We start from the raw sequence: 17,039 nt of genomic DNA, 5'->3' as shown, positions 1-17,039 counted from the left end.
GTCGCTTCTTTCGGATCTCGCGCGCAAACAGGGGGCCAAATCTATTCCACCGATAGCGGACCGTTTCATGACAAATGTCGATGCCTCGTTCATGAAGAAGGTCTTCAACATTGCGGAGTGAAAGGGGAAACCTGACATACATCTTCACCGCAAGGCGGATGATCTCGGGTGAGGTTTTGAAATAGCGAAACGAGTTCTGTTTTGTCATACCCGGACGCTAGTCGACGAGCAAATGCCCATCAACCAATTTTTCTTCTGACAGTGCCGAGAGCAGGGAAATACTGCGCCGCGACGTGTTTCTGCGACAGCGCTTGAAGGACGATTGATTAACACACTGACCCGTCTTCTCCCAAACTCGCAGGAGGGGACACTCGATCTTATAAATCGTATCGAGATTCATGCAAAGCATGTCGATGTGTTTTTGCCACTCAAGCTTGTTGGCAAGATCAGGGAAAGCCATCATGCTGGGGAAAAGGCAGCGCCCGATCTGGCGGAACCGGGCCAGATGCGGCTGACCCTGCCCTGGCGAATGCAGACGCGCGGCGGAAAGACCGACATCCTCGCTGGCGACAGAAACACACCGCAACCGGATCCCTCCCTGATCCGGGCCTTGCGCAGCGCTCAGGCGATGCTGGAGCGCGGGCCAAAGAATAGACCAGTCCTGCAATCGGCGCCTACCTCTCCCTGGCGGCGCAATCTTGTCCGGCTCGCCTTTCTGGCTCCTGATATCCAGCACATCATTCTGAACGGGCGTCAGCCGGACCCTCTGACCCTGGCGCTTCTGATGAAGGACGAGATTCCGCTGATGTGGTCCGACTAGCGGCGTAAATACGGGATCGAAACAGCGGGTTGAAATCAGATTAAGCCGCAAAAGAGATTTCCTTACATCACCTGTTAACAGGCTTAAAACGCCCTGTTAATCGCAATAACAGGCCCTGTTATCTCGTTAAATCACCCTGTTATGACGAATAACAGGAAAGTGGTAAAACTGACCCGTAAGGCATTATTTTTACGTCATAAAATATTTTCTTTCCCGTGAGCCAGTAGAGAATTTACCCTGTTAACAGGTGTTTTTATAAAAAATTCCCTGTTAACACTCTGTTCGAGTAAAACTCACCCTACCATCAGACCGCCGAAGACTGGCCAGCAATTTGCCCCTGAGGAACCGCCATCTGACGGTCCGGAGACGATGCCAGGATTGAGATTGGCCGCGAATAAGCGCCCTGTTACGGGCGGTTGCGCAGCCAGATAGAAAGAGAGACAGATTGTCAGGGGTGGGTGGCGGAGGGAGGGGGATTCGAACCCCCGATACGGTTCCCCGTATACACACTTTCCAGGCGTGCGCCTTCAGCCACTCGGCCACCCCTCCGCAGGGTGCGCCCTGTACAATCGAAGGCGCGCGGCGAATATACTTGAGAGTCGCGAGAATGCAAGGGTGCAAACCGCATTCGCGCCAATTAAATTACGCCCCAATGACTTTCTGGTGAAGAGCCGAGAGAAACTTTGAACTCGCCGCGCTTTATCCGTAACATGGCCCAGTCAAGCAACGGAGTAGGCGATAACGTGATCATTGGACGTATTCTCGGCTGGATCCTGACGGGCGGCGCTTTTCTGGTGCTGGGCCATGATTTTCTGCAGTATCTGGATAGCCAGACCTGGCATTCCATCCTGCTCGGAGAGCTCTGGTTCACGATCAATCCCGAGGGGCTGAACCTGACCCAGGCTATTGTCCAGCGCTATATATGGCCGACACTTTGGGATCCGGTCATTCTCAGCCTCTTGCTCTGGCCAGCCTGCCTGGTATTTCTGGCACCCGGCCTGCTACTGCTTCTCCTTTTCCGCAAAAGGCGCAAGCCAGAGGGACGCGGCCTCTCCTCCTAGTCGTCACCCATTTTAAGCGCGGCCAGAAAGGCTTCCTGCGGGATATCCACATTGCCAACGGACCGCATCCGCTTCTTGCCCTTCTTCTGCTTTTCCAGAAGTTTTTTCTTGCGGGTGATATCACCACCGTAACATTTAGCCGTCACGTCTTTTCGAAGCGCAGAGATTGTTTCGCGCGCCACGACCTTGCCGCCGATGGCCGCCTGCAGCGCGATCTTAAACAGCTGACGCGGGATGAGGTCTTTCAACCGCTCACACAGCTGACGCCCGCGGGCTTCCGCCTGATCACGATGAACAATCATGGCCAGCGCATCGACGGGTTCGGAATTAACAAGAATGGAAAGCTTGACGAGGTCACTCTCGATATAGCTGTCCATTTCATAGTCAAAGCTGGCATAGCCGCGCGTCACCGATTTGAGACGGTCATAGAAATCAAACACGACTTCGTTAAGTGGCAGTTTATATACAACCATCGCCCGAGACCCGGCGTAGGTCAGGTCCGCCTGCACCCCGCGCTTATCCTCGCAGAGTTTCAGGACCTGACCGAGATATTCATCCGGCACCATGATCGTCGCCTTGATCCAGGGCTCTTCAATGCGGTCAATCTGCATCACATCCGGCATATCAGCCGGGTTATGCATTTCAACCATATTACCGTTACGCATATGGAGATGATAGACAACCGAAGGCGCTGTGGTGATCAGATCAAGATCAAATTCCCGCTCCAGCCGTTCCTGAACAATCTCAAGATGCAGGAGACCGAGAAAACCGCAGCGGAATCCAAATCCCAGCGCGGCGGAAGTCTCCGCTTCGAAAGAGAAGCTTGCATCATTCAGGCGCAGCTTGCCAAGGCTCGACTTCAATTCTGTAAAATCGGCGGCATCAATTGGAAAGAGACCGCAGAAAACAACCGGCTGGTTTGGCTTGAACCCAGGAAGCGGTTCCGTTGCTGGCTTACGATCGTCTGTGATGGTATCTCCGACTTTCGTGTCCGCAACTTCCTTGATCGCGGCGGTCATGAAGCCGATTTCACCGGGGCCAAGTTCGTCGACGATCAGTCCTTTTGGTGTGAACACACCGACACGATCGACAAGATAGCTTGCCCCCGTCTCCATCATGCGGATCTTCTGCCCCTTCTTGATAACGCCTTCACGCACCCGGAACAGAACCACAACACCGAGATAGGCATCATACCAGCTATCAATGAGAAGGCCGCGCAACGGGGCGTTGCGATCTCCCTTCGGGGGTGGAATATGGGCGACCACCGCCTCCAGTACTTCATCCACGCCCTTGCCGGTTTTTGCAGAAATCGGGATTGCGCCGCTGGCGTTGATGCCGATAACTTCTTCAATCTGCTCCACAACGCGATCCACGTCGGCCGCCGGCAAGTCGACCTTGTTCAGAACAGGAACAATCTCGTGATTCACCTCGATCGCCTGATAGACATTGGCAAGCGTCTGGGCTTCCACACCCTGACTGGCGTCGACAACAAGCACCGACCCTTCGCAGGCGGAAAGAGAGCGGTTCACCTCATAGGCAAAGTCCACATGACCAGGCGTATCAATCAGGTTTAAAGTATAGGTTTCCCCGTCCTTCGCGGTATAGAGCAATCGGACTGTCTGGGCCTTGATCGTGATCCCGCGCTCGCGCTCGATATCCATGCTGTCCAGCACCTGCTGATGCATTTCGCGGTCATCCAAACCACCACACATCTGGATCAGGCGATCAGCCAGCGTCGACTTCCCATGGTCGATATGGGCGATAATCGAAAAGTTGCGGATTTTATCGAGTTCGGTCATTGAAACACTTTTCATTGCGGAAATCTGCTCATCCAACTAGCAGGTTTGCCGGTAAATTCAATTGCTATCTTTGCTGCGGGAGTGCGACGTCAGAATAACTACCCTTATCCGACGGAATTTTCATGATCCCCGAACCGCTGAACGCGTTTTTGCCGTCTGCTGTCAGGATACAGGTTGCAAACATCAGGTTTCGGGTCTGTTTAATAAGCTGCGTACGCCCTTCCAGCCACGCGCCATTTGACACCGGAGATACAAAATCGCATGACATCTGGACCGTCGGAAGAAACTTCCGAACCTCTGACGCCGCCTGCGCCCCGACGCCAAGTTGCATATCGGCAAGATACATCAGCACACCACCATGGCAAATGCCGCCAATATTGCAATGTTTATCTTCAACCCTGAGGCCAAGATAGGCACCATCATCCGTCCTGTTTATCCACAGCGGTCCTGTTAATTCGACAAAGCCGACATGCCCCTCAAATTTCTTAAATCCTTCCGGTACATTTACTGTCATTTTAACTTCTCCAGAAACAGAACAAGGGGAGCATCTGATGCTCCCCTTTCTAGCCGAGATTTCCGTCACTTATTGTCGTAAGCTACCGCCCGTCGCTTTCTCGATGTTGCCGATGACCTTTGCGGCCACCGCATCAATCTCTTCTTCGGTCAAAGTCCGATCTGTCGGCTGCAAGCGGACAGAAAAGGCGACGGACTTCTTGCCCGCGGTGATCTTCTCCCCTTGGTAAATATCGAAGACGGACACATCCGTTATCAGTTTCTTGTCACTCCCGCGTGCTGCGCGGATAATCGTCTCAGCGGGTATTTCAACATCCACTTCAAACGCGAAATCACGCTCAACAAACTGATAGTCGGAAACGACCAGAGGCGGACGCGCTGTTTCTTTCGTCTTGGGAAGCGGTATGTTATCGAGGTAAATCTCGAAACCGACGATTGGCCCCTTCACTTTCATCGCTTCCAGCACGCGGGGATGAATTTCCCCGAAAGCGGCAAGCCGGTTTTTAGGACCAAGCTGCATCACACCGGACCGGCCGGGGTGATACCATTCCGGCGCTCCTGTCACGACTTGAACAGAACTGGCCGGGCCTCCCACGGCCTCCAGCAACACAAGAACATCCGCCTTCGCATCATAAGCGTCAAACTTGCGACCACCTCCGGCCCAATGCCGCGAAGACGTTTGCCCTCCGCGAATGCCGCCAGCCACCATGACCTGCCCTTCGGGCTGGTCGGAATGATACTCGGAACCTACCTCGAAAAGGGAAATATCGGTAAATCCGCGTGCATGGTTTCGTCCTGCCGCAGCGATCAGGTTCGGTAGCAATGACGGACGCATCGCATCAAGATCCGCGCTGATCGGATTGACGAGAACGATGTCATCCGGCACGCCGCCAAACAGGTCCGCATGGGCGCGCGGCAGGAAGGACCAGGTCACGGCCTCCATCATGCTACGAACTGCAAGCGCTCTTTTCGCGATCCGGACCCGGCGCTGCTTTGCGTTCACAGCTGGTTTTGCGACGACATTCTCAATCGGCAGCGGCACTGGTTCGATATTATCATATCCATAAATTCGGAGCACCTCTTCGACCAGGTCCGCTTCACCGGCCACATCCATCCGCCAAGACGGCACTGTGGTCCGGAGCACCTCACCGGCCTCTTGAGGGGCAAACCCGAGCCTATCGAGAATCGTCACCATTTCTTGCACGGGAACGTCAATACCGCCGAGTTCCTTGACACGGGATTTGCGAAGCTCAACCGTTTTGTACCAGTTCGGCCCTTCCCCGGCGATCACAACCTCACTCGGCTCCCCGCCGCACAAATCAAGGATTAGGCGCGTCGCAATTTCAACAGCCGGCTCTACAAAGGCCGGATCTACTCCCCGCTCAAAACGATAACGGGCATCCGATTCAATCCCGAGTTTGCGCCCGGTCGTCGCAATCCGCACCGGATCGAATAGAGCCGTCTCGATGAAGACATTGACCGTATCTTCAGAGCAACCGCTCAACTCACCGCCCATAATACCGCCAAGACCAAGCGCATGTGTATCATCCGCAATGACACAAGCGTCGCTATCAAGCTTGTATTCCTCGCCATCAAGCGCCAGCAGCGTTTCCCCGTCCTTTGCAAGACGGGCCTGAATATCGCCATTGATCTTGTCCGCATCGAACACATGGAGCGGGCGGGCAAGGTCAAATGTGACCAGGTTTGTGATATCGACTAGCGCAGAAATAGGCCGCAATCCGATGGCGAGCAGCTTTTTCTGCAGCCATTTCGGGCTTGGTCCGTTCTTGACGCCGCGTATATAGCGCCCGGCGAATTTCGAGCAGGGCATCGGGTCAACATCGGTGAAATTCAGGCGAACCGAAATCGGGCTTTCAAATGCTCCGGCAATAGCGGTGGTATTGAGTGGTTTCAGTTTGCCGAACCCACTTGCCGCCAGGTCGCGTGCAATACCATAGACACCGAGGGCATCCTGGTGATTGGGGGTGATCGCAATCTCGATCATCGGGTCATCGAGCCCGGCGAGATGAACGAAGGAAGCCCCGATCTCCGCATCCTCTGGCATCTCGATAATACCGTCATGCTCGTCCGAGATCCCCATCTCCCTTTCGGAGACCAGCATGCCGTTACTTTCGACACCGCGAATTTTTGTCGGCTTCAACAGCAGGTCCGTGCCCGGCACATATGCGCCAGATGGGGCAAAGACGCCCTTCATACCGGTCCGCGCATTCGGCGCACCACAGACGACCTGCACCACTTCCTTGCCCGTATCGACCTTGCAGACACGCAGCCGGTCCGCATCCGGATGCGGCACTGCTTCGATCACGTGAGCAACACGAAAGGCGTCCAGCTTTTTCGAGTGATCGAGTATGTCTTCAACTTCGAGACCGATCGAAGTGAGTTTATCTGACAGCTCGTCAAGCGAGGCGTCAAACTCAAGATGTTCTTTCAGCCAGGATACCGTGAATTTCATCGTGACAACCCTCCGCCCAGTGTCGGGACATCCAGCGGGACAAATCCATAATGTTTAAGCCAGCGTAAATCTGAGTCAAAGAAGGCGCGCAAGTCCGGAATGCCATATTTCAGCATGGCAATCCGGTCAATGCCCATGCCCCAGGCAAACCCCTGATACTCAGTCGGGTCAAGACCACAATGCTCCAGAACCCGCGGATTGACCATGCCGCAGCCAAGAATCTCCAGCCAGTCGTCGCCCTCGCCGACCTTCACGTGGTCTCCTGCGAAGGTACAGCGGATATCCATCTCCGCCGATGGTTCTGTAAATGGGAAATAGGAAGGGCGGAAACGCATGGTGACTTCATCAAGTTCGAAAAACGCCTTGCAGAATTCCGCCAGCACGCCTTTCAGATGTCCCATATGGCTCGTCTTGTCGATGACCAGCCCCTCAATCTGGTGGAACATAGGGGTATGGGTCTGGTCGGAATCACTCCGGAAGGTCCGCCCGGGCACAACAATGCGATGCGGTGGTTTCTTCGACTGCATCGTGCGAATCTGTACCGTTGACGTATGGGTCCTGAGGAGTTGTCTCGAGCCATCCTCCTTTTCCGGAAGATAGAAGGTATCATGCATTTGCCGGGCCGGGTGTTCCGGGGGAATATTCAGCGCCGTAAAGTTATTGAAATCATTTTCGATGTCGGGACCTTCCGCGACATCGAAGCCCATACCGGCAAAAATTTCCGTAATTTCATCCATCACCTGGCTTATCGGATGTATCCGGCCGGTCGTCTCATGCCGCACCGGCAAGGTGATATCAATCCGTTCTTCTGCAAGCTTTGCATCCAGCGCCGCCGCATGAAGCGCTGCCTTTGCACGTTCAATTGCTTCACCAACGGTGTTTTTCAACTTGTTGAGCTTCGGCGCAACTGTCTGGCGCTCCGCCGGGTCCATCTGGCCCAGACCGCGCATCATCAGGCTGACACTGCCTTTCTTGCCGAGCGCGGAAATCCGAAGCGACTCCAGCGCGTCCAGGTCACTCACTTCGCCGATCTGCGCTAGCAAATCCTGTTCAAGCTTTTCAATATCCTGCATCACAACTCGCAAATAAAAAGGGGGCCACAAAATGGGCCCCCTTTTAATAAAGTGGTCTACGAAAATGTCTAGGTTTTCGAGGGCCCGGATTATCAGGCTTTGGCGGCAGCCTGTTGTGCTGCATCAACCAATGCCTTGAAGGCCTCAGGCTCGCGTACGGCAATATCAGCAAGAACCTTGCGGTCCACTTCGATGCCGGCCAGCTTGAGGCCGTGCATAAAGTTTCCGTAGGTCATGCCCAGCTCACGCGAAGCTGCGTTAATGCGCTGGATCCAAAGGCCACGGAAATTCCGCTTTTTGGTCCGGCGATCGCGGTAAGCGTACTGGCCGGCTTTTTCAACTGCCTGTACTGCTGCGCGGAAGGTATTCTTGCGGCGGCCGTAGTAACCCTTGGCTGCCTTGATAACTTTTCTGTGGCGGGCGTGCGTTGTGACGCCGCGTTTTACACGTGCCATGGATCTCTCTCCTTAGCCGTAAGGCATGAATTTTTTGACGATGCGGGCATCCTGATCTGCAAGAATGGTCGTACCACGCTGATTGCGGATCTGCTTGTTGGTTCGCTTGATCATACCATGCTGCTTGTTAGCCTGGTTGGCGCGAACCTTCCCGGACGCCGTGAGAGAGAAACGCTTTTTCACGCTGCTCTTTGTTTTTAACTTGGGCATTTTGGCTTCCTCTAAAATAACCGTTGAAGCGATTGAGCAAACTCGGCAGCCCCAATTGGCCGGAATGCTCAGCGAAGCGAGGGTTATACCTTTGCTTTCCGGCAAATTCAAGCCCTTTACACGGCTTTATTTACCGCCCTGCAATAAATACTCTTAACCCCCGCCACTCCTATATTCGAGCCATCCATTTACGCCGCGGATAAACTGCCAAACAGCTGGGATTTTAGGTTTGACTACAGGAAGTTAGACAACAAGACCTGGAAAAATAAAAGCCTGCAACTTCCAGCGAAGGATTGCAGGCTTTTCAATATTACTTCACCGTCCGGTTGCCGGACTCACTTGACCGGAGCAATAACCATCGTCATCTGACGGCCTTCCATTTTCGGATGCTGCTCAACTTTCGCCAACTCTTCCGTCTCATCACGAACTTTATGCAGCAGTTTCATGCCGAGTTCCTGATGGGCCATTTCCCGGCCACGAAAGCGCATGGTGACCTTTACCTTGTCGCCTGCGTCCAAAAACTTGTTAACCGCCCGCATTTTGACTTCATAGTCATGCTGATCGATATTCGGACGCATCTTGATTTCTTTAATTTCAAAGGTTTTCTGTTTCTTGCGGGCCTTGGCGGCTTTTTTCTGAGCCTCGAACCGGGCACGCCCGAAATCCATAAGCTTGCAAACCGGCGTTTCACCAGGGGAAACCTCCACCAGATCCAGACCGGCTTCATCTGCCAAACCAAACGCGGCCTGAATGCTCACCAGGCCAATATTGTCACCCTCGTCATTGATTAATCGAACGCTGGCGACATTGATATCTTCGTTTGTACGCGGCCCATCCTTCGTGGGCATCGTATTTCTTTGTGGTCGAGCTATTTACTTTCTCCTTGAATGATTGATCCAATTCCCCTCCGCCAAGAAGGGTTTAGGCACGATATATTATATTTTTTAATGCTTTATTGCCACAGCTAGTTTCACTGTCCGGGACAAATCATTGTCCGGGCACCCTTGCTTCCTCTACAAGCGCGGCAATAGCATCGTCAAGTGTCAGCACTTTCTGATGCTTTTCCCCCAGTCGGCGAACGGAGATCGTCTTTTCCTCCGCTTCGCGTTTTCCGGCGACCAGCAAAGCAGGCACCTTCGCAAGACTGTGTTCTCGAACCTTATAATTAATTTTCTCATTGCGCAAATCAAGGCTCGCACGAATCCCCTTCGCCTTGAGGGCCGCGAGCACTTCGCGGGCGTACTCATCGGCTTCATCGGTGATGGTGGCAACCACGACCTGTTCCGGCGCGAGCCAGAGCGGGAAGCGACCCGCATATTCCTCAATCAGGATGCCGATAAATCTCTCCATGGAGCCAAATATGGCCCGATGCAGCATCACCGGGCGGTGTTTTGCCCCGTCCTCACCGATATAGTTGGCATTGAGCCGTTCCGGCAACACGAAATCAACTTGCAGCGTCCCACATTGCCAGTCGCGGCCAATGGCATCAGTCAGCACAAATTCCAGCTTGGGACCGTAGAACGCGCCTTCGCCAGGATTCATGGTATAGGCAATATTGGTCGCCTCGATCGCTTCCCGAAGGGCTCCTTCCGCCTTGTCCCAGATCGCATCTTCCCCCGCGCGCACATCCGGACGGTCGGAGAATTTGACCTTCACTTCAGTAAAGCCGAAGTCCTTGTATACCTCCAGGAGCAGTTCGCAGAAAACCTCGGTTTCCGACATGATCTGATCTTCGGTACAGAAGATATGCGCATCGTCCTGGGTAAATCCCCTTACTCGCATGATGCCATGCAAAGCGCCGGACGGCTCATAACGGTGGCAGGAACCAAACTCTGCCATCCGGAGCGGCAAATCACGATAGCTGGTGATGCCCTGATTAAAAATCTGTACATGGCACGGACAATTCATTGGCTTGAGCGCAAAAGTCCGCTCTTCCGATTCGGTGGTGTACATATGCTCGCCGAATTTTTCCCAATGGCCCGACGCCTCCCATAGCTTGCGATCAACAAGCTGAGGAGTTTTCACTTCCTTGTAGTCTGCGTTTTCCAGTTTATGGCGAAGATAATGTTCCAGGGTCCGATAAAGGGTCCAGCCTTTCTCATGCCAGAAAACCATGCCAACGGCCTCTTCCTGCAAATGGAAGAGATCCATTTCACGGCCGAGCTTGCGATGATCGCGTCGCTCCGCCTCCTCCAGCCGATGGAGGTAGGCTTTGAGTTCCTTTTCATTGCGCCAGGCGGTGCCGTAGATTCGTTGCAGCATTTCATTTCGTGAATCGCCACGCCAGTAGGCGCCTGCCAGCTTCATTAGCTTAAAGGCATGGCCGAGCTTCTTTGTCGAGGGCAGGTGAGGCCCCCGGCACAAGTCCTGGAAATCGCCCTGACGGTAAATGCCGATCGGCTGGTCTTCGGGAATCGCGTGGATAATGTCCGCCTTGTAATGTTCGCCCCTGTTTTTGAAAAATTCAACAGCTTCGCTGCGGGACCATTCCTCGCGGATAATCTCTTCGTCCCGATCAACGATCTCGTGCATCCGCTTTTCGATCTTTGCAAGATCGTCAGGTGTAAATGGCTCCTTGCGAGCGAAATCGTAGTAAAATCCATTCTCAATGGCCGGCCCGATCGTCACCTGGGTTTCGGGATAAAGCTCTTTCACGGCTTCCGCCATTACATGGGCGGCGTCATGACGCAGAAGTTCAAGGACGCTCTCATCCTCATCGCGCGACGTGACAATTTCTATCGCCGTGTCCTGATCCAGGACCGTTTTCAGGTCCTTCATCTCGCCGTTTATTCGTAGGGCGAGGGCCGCCTTTGCGAGGCCCGGGCCGATATCCTGCGCCAACTCCGCGCCTGAAACCGGCTTATCGAAAACCCGCTTACTCCCATCGGGGAGCAAAATTTCTACTTGTCCGTTTACCATTGAGTACCATCCATTCCATGACCGCTCCCGAACAACACCCTGTCCTGGATCCGCAATCATGCGGGGAATGTAGAAAACTGGAGGGTCATGTCAAGCGATAGACGCAGATGGCGACGATTTAGCGTGATGCGCGTTGTATTTAATAACGATCTAGCGGCCTAGAATGTCGTTGTAGAGCGCAATTGTCGCATTGCACATATGCTCCACGGCAAAGTGGGTCATGACATGCTCGCGCGCCTGAATTGCGACCGCTTCCCGCTCTTCAGAGGAAAGATCAATTGCCGCGGCCAGCGCCGCCGCCATTGCATCAACATCCCCCACTGGGATAAGCCAACCTGTCTCGCCGTCGATAATCGTCTCCATGGACCCACCATGAGCCGTTGCAATGACCGGGCGACCCATCGCCTGTGCCTCTACCGCGATACGGCCGAAACCTTCAGGTACTGTCGTTGCGGAGACCACAACATCAGAGAGCATCAGCGCCACCGCCATATCTTCGCAATGCCCCTTGATCTGAACCCTGCCTTCAAGGCCGTGAGATTTCACGAGGGAATTAAGCTCATTGCAATAGGCCTCCCGGCCTTCCGTACTGCCGACAAGTAGAGCCAGAAAATCCCGATCCTTTATCTGCGCCAGCGCGTTGATGAAGGTTGTGTGACCCTTTAATCGCGTGAGGCGTCCGGGCAGCATGATGACGGGCACGCCATCGGGCAGGTCCCAGCTCCGTGCCATATCAATGATACGTTCCGCATGGATGGCGGCAGGATTGAATTTGCGGCAGTCTACACCGCGCGGGATAGTGACGACCTTTTCGGGCGCAATATCATAATTCTTCAAAATATGATCAGCGATAAAATCCGAAATCGCGATCACCCGTTCCCCCTTGGTCATGATCGAGTTGTAGGCATTCTTGAAAAATCCGCCGCGAGTATAAGCCGCGTGAAAAGTCGTGAGGAAATGCGCGCCAGTCTTTCTGGCTGCGAAATAGGCACTCCAAGCAGGTGCCCGGCTGCGCGCATGCAGGATATCAACATTGAATTCGCGAACGATCGCCGCAAGTCGTACGACATTCCGTCGCATTACAAAGGGATTCTTGGAATCCACCGGCAGAGTGATATGGCGAACGCCTATCCGTTTAAGCTCCTGGGTCATGATGCCGCCGGAAGAAACAACGATCGGCATCCCCCCGCTTTCCTTCAACGCTGACGCCATTTCAATCGTGCCGCGCTCTACACCGCCGCCATTCAAGCCCGGCAAGATTTGCAAAACTGTCGGATGACGTCTTTCGCCCTCAGGGGAAGGAGTGCTATGCTCTAATTCAATTTCGTTCATCAACGGCTTATACTACTCACAAAATGACTATGATAGACACACCTAGTATGCTCGCCCGTCCCGACGGTCAATCCCTAGCCTATCATCATACGCCCGGCTTTTCTCCAGGTGTGATTTTCTGCTCTGGGTTCATGTCCGATATGGAAGGCACCAAGGCGACTGCCCTCGAAAAGGCAATGACGGCCCTTCACCGTAGCTATACACGATTCGACTACCTTGGGCACGGGCAATCAACAGGCAATTTCACGGACGGCACAATCAGCCGCTGGACGGACGATGCCTTGGCCATACTGGATGATTGTACGGCAGGCCCGCAAATTATTGTCGGGTCATCCATGGGGGGATGGATTGGCCTGCGAATGGCGCTGCTTCGCCCGGAACGCATTGCCGGCTTCGTTGGCATAGCTGCAGCCCCGGATTTTACCACGCGTATGTGGAAAGACATGCCTCAAGAGGGGAAGGACGCGATCAACTCGCAAGGATATTGGGAGCAGCCTTCCGAATATTCCGACGAACCCTATATAATTACCAAGAAACTGCTGGATGACGGACCACGAAATTTTATACTTGATGGCCCGATAGATGTGACTTGTCCCGTTCACCTGCTGCAGGGCATGAAAGATGACAGTGTGCCCTGGGAAACCGCCCTGAAAATTCAGGAGGCCCTTGTGAGTGAGGATGTAACCATTTCGCTGATCAAAAGCGGGGATCATCGCCTTTCCGAGCCTGATGACATCGCGCGCCTGATCCTGGCAACAGAGCGAATTGGCAATATGTCGTAGTTTTTCCGAAATTGATCGCAAAAAGCCGTAAATCGGTCATATTTTTCGGCTATTTATACAATATTGACCAAACAATTGATAAATAGCTAATCCATTTTTATGTAACAAGTATTTCAACTACCTGCGCCTCGATCCGAAAGGCAAGGGGCGTGCATGTAAAAAGAGTGATATTGATCACTGGAAATTCATAATTAAAGCACCAAATAGGGTGTATAGCACAGTACAGACGCTATCTAACTTTTGCTGATCCTTGGGAAAGTCCCCCTCTCCCATTGAAAGGCAATGTAAAGCCGGATCGATCCCCCCTCTCGATCCGGCTTTTTTATTGTTCCTGTTCCGGGTCTATCGGGGTCTGCATCCACCTGATAATTTTCGCCGCAGGAAAAATCCAGATGACGCCCACAACGGGATAGAAAATAAGTTCCGCAAGCTTATTTTCGGGCAGAAACTGGACGGCAATATAAACGCATATCGCGCAGTAAATCACCAAAAGGAACAGCAAGCCGAACAGGCCGATTAATTTTCGTGAGGACGTCATAATTCCACATAATTTACAGTTTTTGTTTCACCGGATATGCTAATGTTAGCGGCAACCAGCATAAAAAAGAACACTTGGTTATTGCCATACTTTTGACAAAATACCAACGCATGCCGGACACTATTCTATGACCAACTCTGGCATATTACGACTTTAGTACTATTGGGGAAAAATATGTTTCAAAAGAAACCGAAATTAACCGATACACCTGAAACCAAAAAGGATACTTCAGCTCCTTCTGAACAGAAACTTGAAAGCAGAGTAAAACCGATGACGACAACTGGCGGAACAAGAAGCTTTGGCACTGATAACAGCTTGCGGACGAAACCTGCACCTTATGGCACGACAGCAGAGCCCAAAAAGGAAGGTAGCAAGCTTCATGTTGGCGCGGATATCCACCTAAAAGGCGAGATTACTGCCTGCGACCGGCTTATCGTCGAAGGCAAAGTCGAAGCATCGATGACCAGCAAGGAAATCGAAATCAGTGAAAGTGGCACGTTCAGCGGCACCGTCGATATTGATACAGCTGATATTTCCGGCAAATTCGATGGCACGATGAAAGCACGGAAACGCCTGGTTATCCGCAAAACCGGGTGCGTATCCGGCACAATCAGCTATGGCGAGATAGAGATCGAGCCCGGCGGGGAAATTGGCGGTACCATGAAGAAAATTGTTGGCGACCAGCCAAACCTGCTCACTGAAATGGAAAAAGAGAAGGAAAAGGAAAAGACGGAAAACAGCGAATCTGAAAAAGCATCCGCCTAGCATCCGCCCCTTTCATCTCTAAAAGTCGTAAAACAGTTTTCTTGCGACGGATTTAGTCCTGCCCGCCGTTTAATGAGTAGTTGTGGCGGGCGGCGGACTGCCGTTCCTGAGGAACCGTCAGATGATGATGCATAAAATGAGCGAGATTGAAAAAGACGCGAAGCTTATGCAGGAAGTCGCCGACGGGAACACTTCCGCAAGCCGGATGGTTGCCGATCTACATCTTGGTCGCGCCTATCGTATGGCGCTGCGTATCCTGGGGGACAATAGCCTTGCCGAAGATATGGCCCAGGAGGCCTTTATCAAGCTTTGGAAGCAAGCACCTACTTGGCAGGCAAAAGCTCAGATAAAAACCTGGCTGCATCGTGTCACACATAATCTATGTATTGACTATTTACGTGCACAAAAGCGGTATAGTGATGACGAAGCCCCAGATTTGGAGGATCCAAGACCCGGTGTCCTGGAACTGAAAGCGCAACAGCAACTTGGTGACAAGGTAAATGAAGCACTGCAAAAACTCCCGGTCCGGCAGCGCATAGCAATTTCGTTGGTGCATTTTGAGGAATGTGGAAATATAGAAGCAGCAGCCATTATGGAGATTTCCGTCGATGCGCTTGAATCGCTCCTTGCACGGGGGAGGCGCAAATTGAAGGAATTACTGTTACCCGCCCGGCGGCTAATGGATGGAGAGGAGAAATGAAAAAGGATCTGTCGGCAGAGCTTGAACGATTCAAGGCGATAGTGGAAACCTATGGCGCTCGGGAAAATGCCTGGCCAAAAGACGAACTGCCCTTGATGGAAAAGCTACTTTCTTCTTCCGACGTGGCCCGCAGCCTGTTACGGCAGGAGCAGAAATTTGATCGGCTTCTTCAGGACCTCTCTCGGCCGGAAGCACCTTCATCCGACCTGCTGGGACGCGTAATGGTGAATGCAGAAGAAATCAATCCCGGCTCCCTTCTCAAGAGTCTCTGGCCTTTCGGATCAATCTGGCAACCCGCCGCTGGAATGGCAATGGCGGCTTGTCTTGGCATTCTACTCGGGTTCACCAGCCCTAATATTCTCGCCAGTGGCGACGACTATGCGCAAAACGACACTTTTTTCAGCGGCGACACCATGAGTGATTTGGAAATCGATTATGAAAATCTCTAGGCAAAAGCTCCTATCCGCTGCCTTGATCTTGTCGGTAGCCGTCAATATCCTCATCGGCGGCTTTGTCATAACGCAATGGATTGACCACGGACCCGGAAAGCGGCACGGCGGCAAATTCCATTTTGACCGTCATGCGGCCGTTTCCGTCCTTGACGAAAGTCAGCGGGAGGAACTTGAGGAATTTTGGAAGGAACGCCGACGGAATATTCGTCCTTATTTCAAGGAATTTCGCGACTATCGCCAAAATCTGGCAAAGCTCTTTAGTGCCGAAGAACTGGACCTTGTTGCCATCAATCAGACTTATTCCGACATGATTGCGAAACAACTTCAAATCGAAAGCTATATGCAGGCTGCTATGCTGGAATTGGTGAAGAAGCTTCCAGGCGACAAACGTGCCGCTTTCTTTGAAAAGGGATTCCAATCGCCCATGAAGGGCCGTAAGTACAAGAAATCTGAAGAAGACTAATGGATCGACGTCAATTCGCACCCGCGACAGAGCGTAACCGTGAGCCCATTTTCGACGCATTGAAAGGCTGGTTGCCGTCTCTAGGAACAGTCTTGGAAATTGCGAGCGGCAGCGGTGAACATGCTGTCTTTTTTGCCCCCAAGGTCAAGCCGCTCAAATGGCAGCCCAGCAATTTTGACCGTGAACAAATCGACAGTGTCACGGATTGGCGTGCGTATAAACCATCGGACAATTTGCTGCCTCCTGTAAAGCTGGACGTGACGGGCAAAAAATGGCCGGTGGAATCAGAGACATACGAAAACCTGCCGATTACCGCAATTTTCAACGCCAACATGATCCATATCTCGCCCTGGCAAACATGCGAAGGGCTAATGGCCGGTGCCGGACGAATACTGCCCACGGGTGGGCGGTTGTTTCTTTACGGCCCCTTCAAATTCAATGGGCGGCATACCGCCGCCAGCAACGAAAAATTCGAGAGTTGGCTAAAGTCCCTCGATCCGGGATATGGCGTCAGGGATGTTGAAGCCGTTCTTAAAGAAGCGTCGAAGAACGACCTTCGCCATCTCCTCGCGAGGCCAATGCCGGCAAATAACTTCCTTCATCTGTTCGAGAAAAATTAACACCCACATTTCTCGTCGATTTCATTGGCCACAAAAAAGGGCTGCCCCGAAAGGCAGCCCAATT

The 17,039-nt window shown here is 52.7% G+C and carries 18 protein-coding genes, 1 tRNA gene and 1 pseudogene; 8 read left to right on the top strand and 12 right to left on the bottom strand.

Annotation, left to right across the window (positions count from 1 at the left end; genetic code table 11):
* Positions 1-208: pseudogene (locus J0X12_RS17330) on the bottom strand (IS6 family transposase); the annotation flags it as partial.
* A gap of 114 nt (positions 209-322) precedes the next feature.
* Between J0X12_RS17330 and J0X12_RS05145 the strand changes: the two are divergent.
* A complete protein-coding gene (locus tag J0X12_RS05145; protein ID WP_207042906.1) occupies positions 323-820 on the top strand; it encodes a hypothetical protein in 498 nt (165 codons plus the stop codon).
* Positions 821-1,279: 459 nt separating this feature from the next.
* Here J0X12_RS05145 and J0X12_RS05140 read toward each other — a convergent pair.
* Positions 1,280-1,369, bottom strand: a tRNA-Ser gene (locus J0X12_RS05140).
* 194 nt (positions 1,370-1,563) lie between these two features.
* Here J0X12_RS05140 and J0X12_RS05135 point away from each other — a divergent pair.
* Complete coding sequence (locus J0X12_RS05135; protein ID WP_207042905.1) at positions 1,564-1,881, top strand: hypothetical protein; 318 nt, start codon at positions 1,564-1,566, stop codon at positions 1,879-1,881.
* On the opposite strand, the gene lepA is transcribed toward J0X12_RS05135, so the two are convergent.
* From lepA to J0X12_RS05090, 9 genes are all read right to left on the bottom strand, one after another.
* On the bottom strand, positions 1,878-3,680 hold the full coding sequence (gene lepA, locus J0X12_RS05130) for a translation elongation factor 4 (RefSeq protein ID WP_273543386.1): 1,803 nt from the start codon (positions 3,678-3,680) through the stop codon (positions 1,878-1,880). The genes J0X12_RS05135 and lepA overlap by 4 nt on opposite strands.
* Positions 3,681-3,744: 64 nt before the next feature.
* The gene (locus J0X12_RS05125; protein ID WP_207042902.1) at positions 3,745-4,194 is read right to left on the bottom strand and encodes a PaaI family thioesterase; all 450 of its coding nucleotides are present in this window, start codon (positions 4,192-4,194) and stop codon (positions 3,745-3,747) included.
* A gap of 69 nt (positions 4,195-4,263) precedes the next feature.
* Positions 4,264-6,666 (bottom strand): phenylalanine--tRNA ligase subunit beta, encoded by a 2,403-nt coding sequence (pheT, locus tag J0X12_RS05120; protein WP_207042901.1) that lies wholly within the window; start codon positions 6,664-6,666, stop codon positions 4,264-4,266.
* Entirely contained in the window at positions 6,663-7,739 is a 1,077-nt protein-coding gene (gene pheS, locus J0X12_RS05115) for a phenylalanine--tRNA ligase subunit alpha (protein WP_207042900.1), read from the bottom strand. Before pheS ends, pheT begins: the two co-directional genes overlap by 4 nt.
* Before the next feature lie 92 nt (positions 7,740-7,831).
* Positions 7,832-8,194, bottom strand: coding sequence for a 50S ribosomal protein L20 (rplT, locus tag J0X12_RS05110; RefSeq protein ID WP_207042899.1), 363 nt, complete (start codon positions 8,192-8,194; stop codon positions 7,832-7,834).
* A 12-nt stretch (positions 8,195-8,206) separates the two neighbouring features.
* Positions 8,207-8,404 (bottom strand): 50S ribosomal protein L35, encoded by a 198-nt coding sequence (gene rpmI / locus J0X12_RS05105; RefSeq protein ID WP_161314562.1) that lies wholly within the window; start codon positions 8,402-8,404, stop codon positions 8,207-8,209.
* Positions 8,405-8,739: 335 nt separating this feature from the next.
* The gene (gene infC / locus J0X12_RS05100; RefSeq protein ID WP_420497048.1) at positions 8,740-9,276 is read right to left on the bottom strand and encodes a translation initiation factor IF-3; all 537 of its coding nucleotides are present in this window, start codon (positions 9,274-9,276) and stop codon (positions 8,740-8,742) included.
* Between the two features lie 115 nt (positions 9,277-9,391).
* Entirely contained in the window at positions 9,392-11,323 is a 1,932-nt protein-coding gene (gene thrS, locus J0X12_RS05095) for a threonine--tRNA ligase (protein ID WP_207042897.1), read from the bottom strand.
* Between the two features lie 150 nt (positions 11,324-11,473).
* On the bottom strand, positions 11,474-12,655 hold the full coding sequence (locus tag J0X12_RS05090; protein ID WP_207042896.1) for a glycosyltransferase family 4 protein: 1,182 nt from the start codon (positions 12,653-12,655) through the stop codon (positions 11,474-11,476).
* A 29-nt stretch (positions 12,656-12,684) separates the two neighbouring features.
* Between J0X12_RS05090 and J0X12_RS05085 the strand changes: the two genes are divergently transcribed.
* Positions 12,685-13,437: an alpha/beta fold hydrolase gene (locus tag J0X12_RS05085; RefSeq protein WP_207042894.1), complete on the top strand. Its 753-nt coding sequence runs from the start codon at positions 12,685-12,687 to the stop codon at positions 13,435-13,437.
* A 322-nt stretch (positions 13,438-13,759) separates the two neighbouring features.
* Here the strand turns inward: J0X12_RS05085 and J0X12_RS05080 are convergent, their stop codons facing one another.
* The gene (locus tag J0X12_RS05080) at positions 13,760-13,975 is read right to left on the bottom strand and encodes a DUF2842 domain-containing protein (RefSeq protein ID WP_207042892.1); all 216 of its coding nucleotides are present in this window, start codon (positions 13,973-13,975) and stop codon (positions 13,760-13,762) included.
* 270 nt (positions 13,976-14,245) lie between these two features.
* Between J0X12_RS05080 and J0X12_RS05075 the strand changes: the two genes are divergently transcribed.
* The 5 genes from J0X12_RS05075 to J0X12_RS05055 all read left to right on the top strand — a co-directional run bounded on the left by J0X12_RS05075 (position 14,246) and on the right by J0X12_RS05055 (position 16,975).
* The gene (locus J0X12_RS05075; RefSeq protein WP_207042890.1) at positions 14,246-14,740 is read left to right on the top strand and encodes a bactofilin family protein; all 495 of its coding nucleotides are present in this window, start codon (positions 14,246-14,248) and stop codon (positions 14,738-14,740) included.
* 121 nt (positions 14,741-14,861) lie between these two features.
* Positions 14,862-15,440 (top strand): sigma-70 family RNA polymerase sigma factor, encoded by a 579-nt coding sequence (locus tag J0X12_RS05070; RefSeq protein ID WP_207042889.1) that lies wholly within the window; start codon positions 14,862-14,864, stop codon positions 15,438-15,440.
* Positions 15,437-15,889, top strand: coding sequence for a hypothetical protein (locus J0X12_RS05065; protein ID WP_207042888.1), 453 nt, complete (start codon positions 15,437-15,439; stop codon positions 15,887-15,889). Before J0X12_RS05070 ends, J0X12_RS05065 begins: the two co-directional genes overlap by 4 nt.
* Positions 15,876-16,355, top strand: a complete 480-nt coding sequence (locus J0X12_RS05060) for a periplasmic heavy metal sensor (protein ID WP_207042887.1) — start codon at positions 15,876-15,878, stop codon at positions 16,353-16,355. Before J0X12_RS05065 ends, J0X12_RS05060 begins: the two co-directional genes overlap by 14 nt.
* Positions 16,355-16,975 (top strand): DUF938 domain-containing protein, encoded by a 621-nt coding sequence (locus tag J0X12_RS05055; RefSeq protein ID WP_207042886.1) that lies wholly within the window; start codon positions 16,355-16,357, stop codon positions 16,973-16,975. The genes J0X12_RS05060 and J0X12_RS05055 overlap by 1 nt, the downstream gene beginning before the upstream one ends.
* Positions 16,976-17,039: the final 64 nt, after the last annotated feature.

Origin of the sequence: Sneathiella sedimenti (assembly GCF_017313765.1) — a bacterium.
Taxonomy (GTDB): domain Bacteria; phylum Pseudomonadota; class Alphaproteobacteria; order Sneathiellales; family Sneathiellaceae; genus Sneathiella; species Sneathiella sedimenti.
The sequence above is the reverse complement of the archived record's forward strand: the minus strand, read 5'-3'. Positions and strand labels throughout refer to the sequence as shown.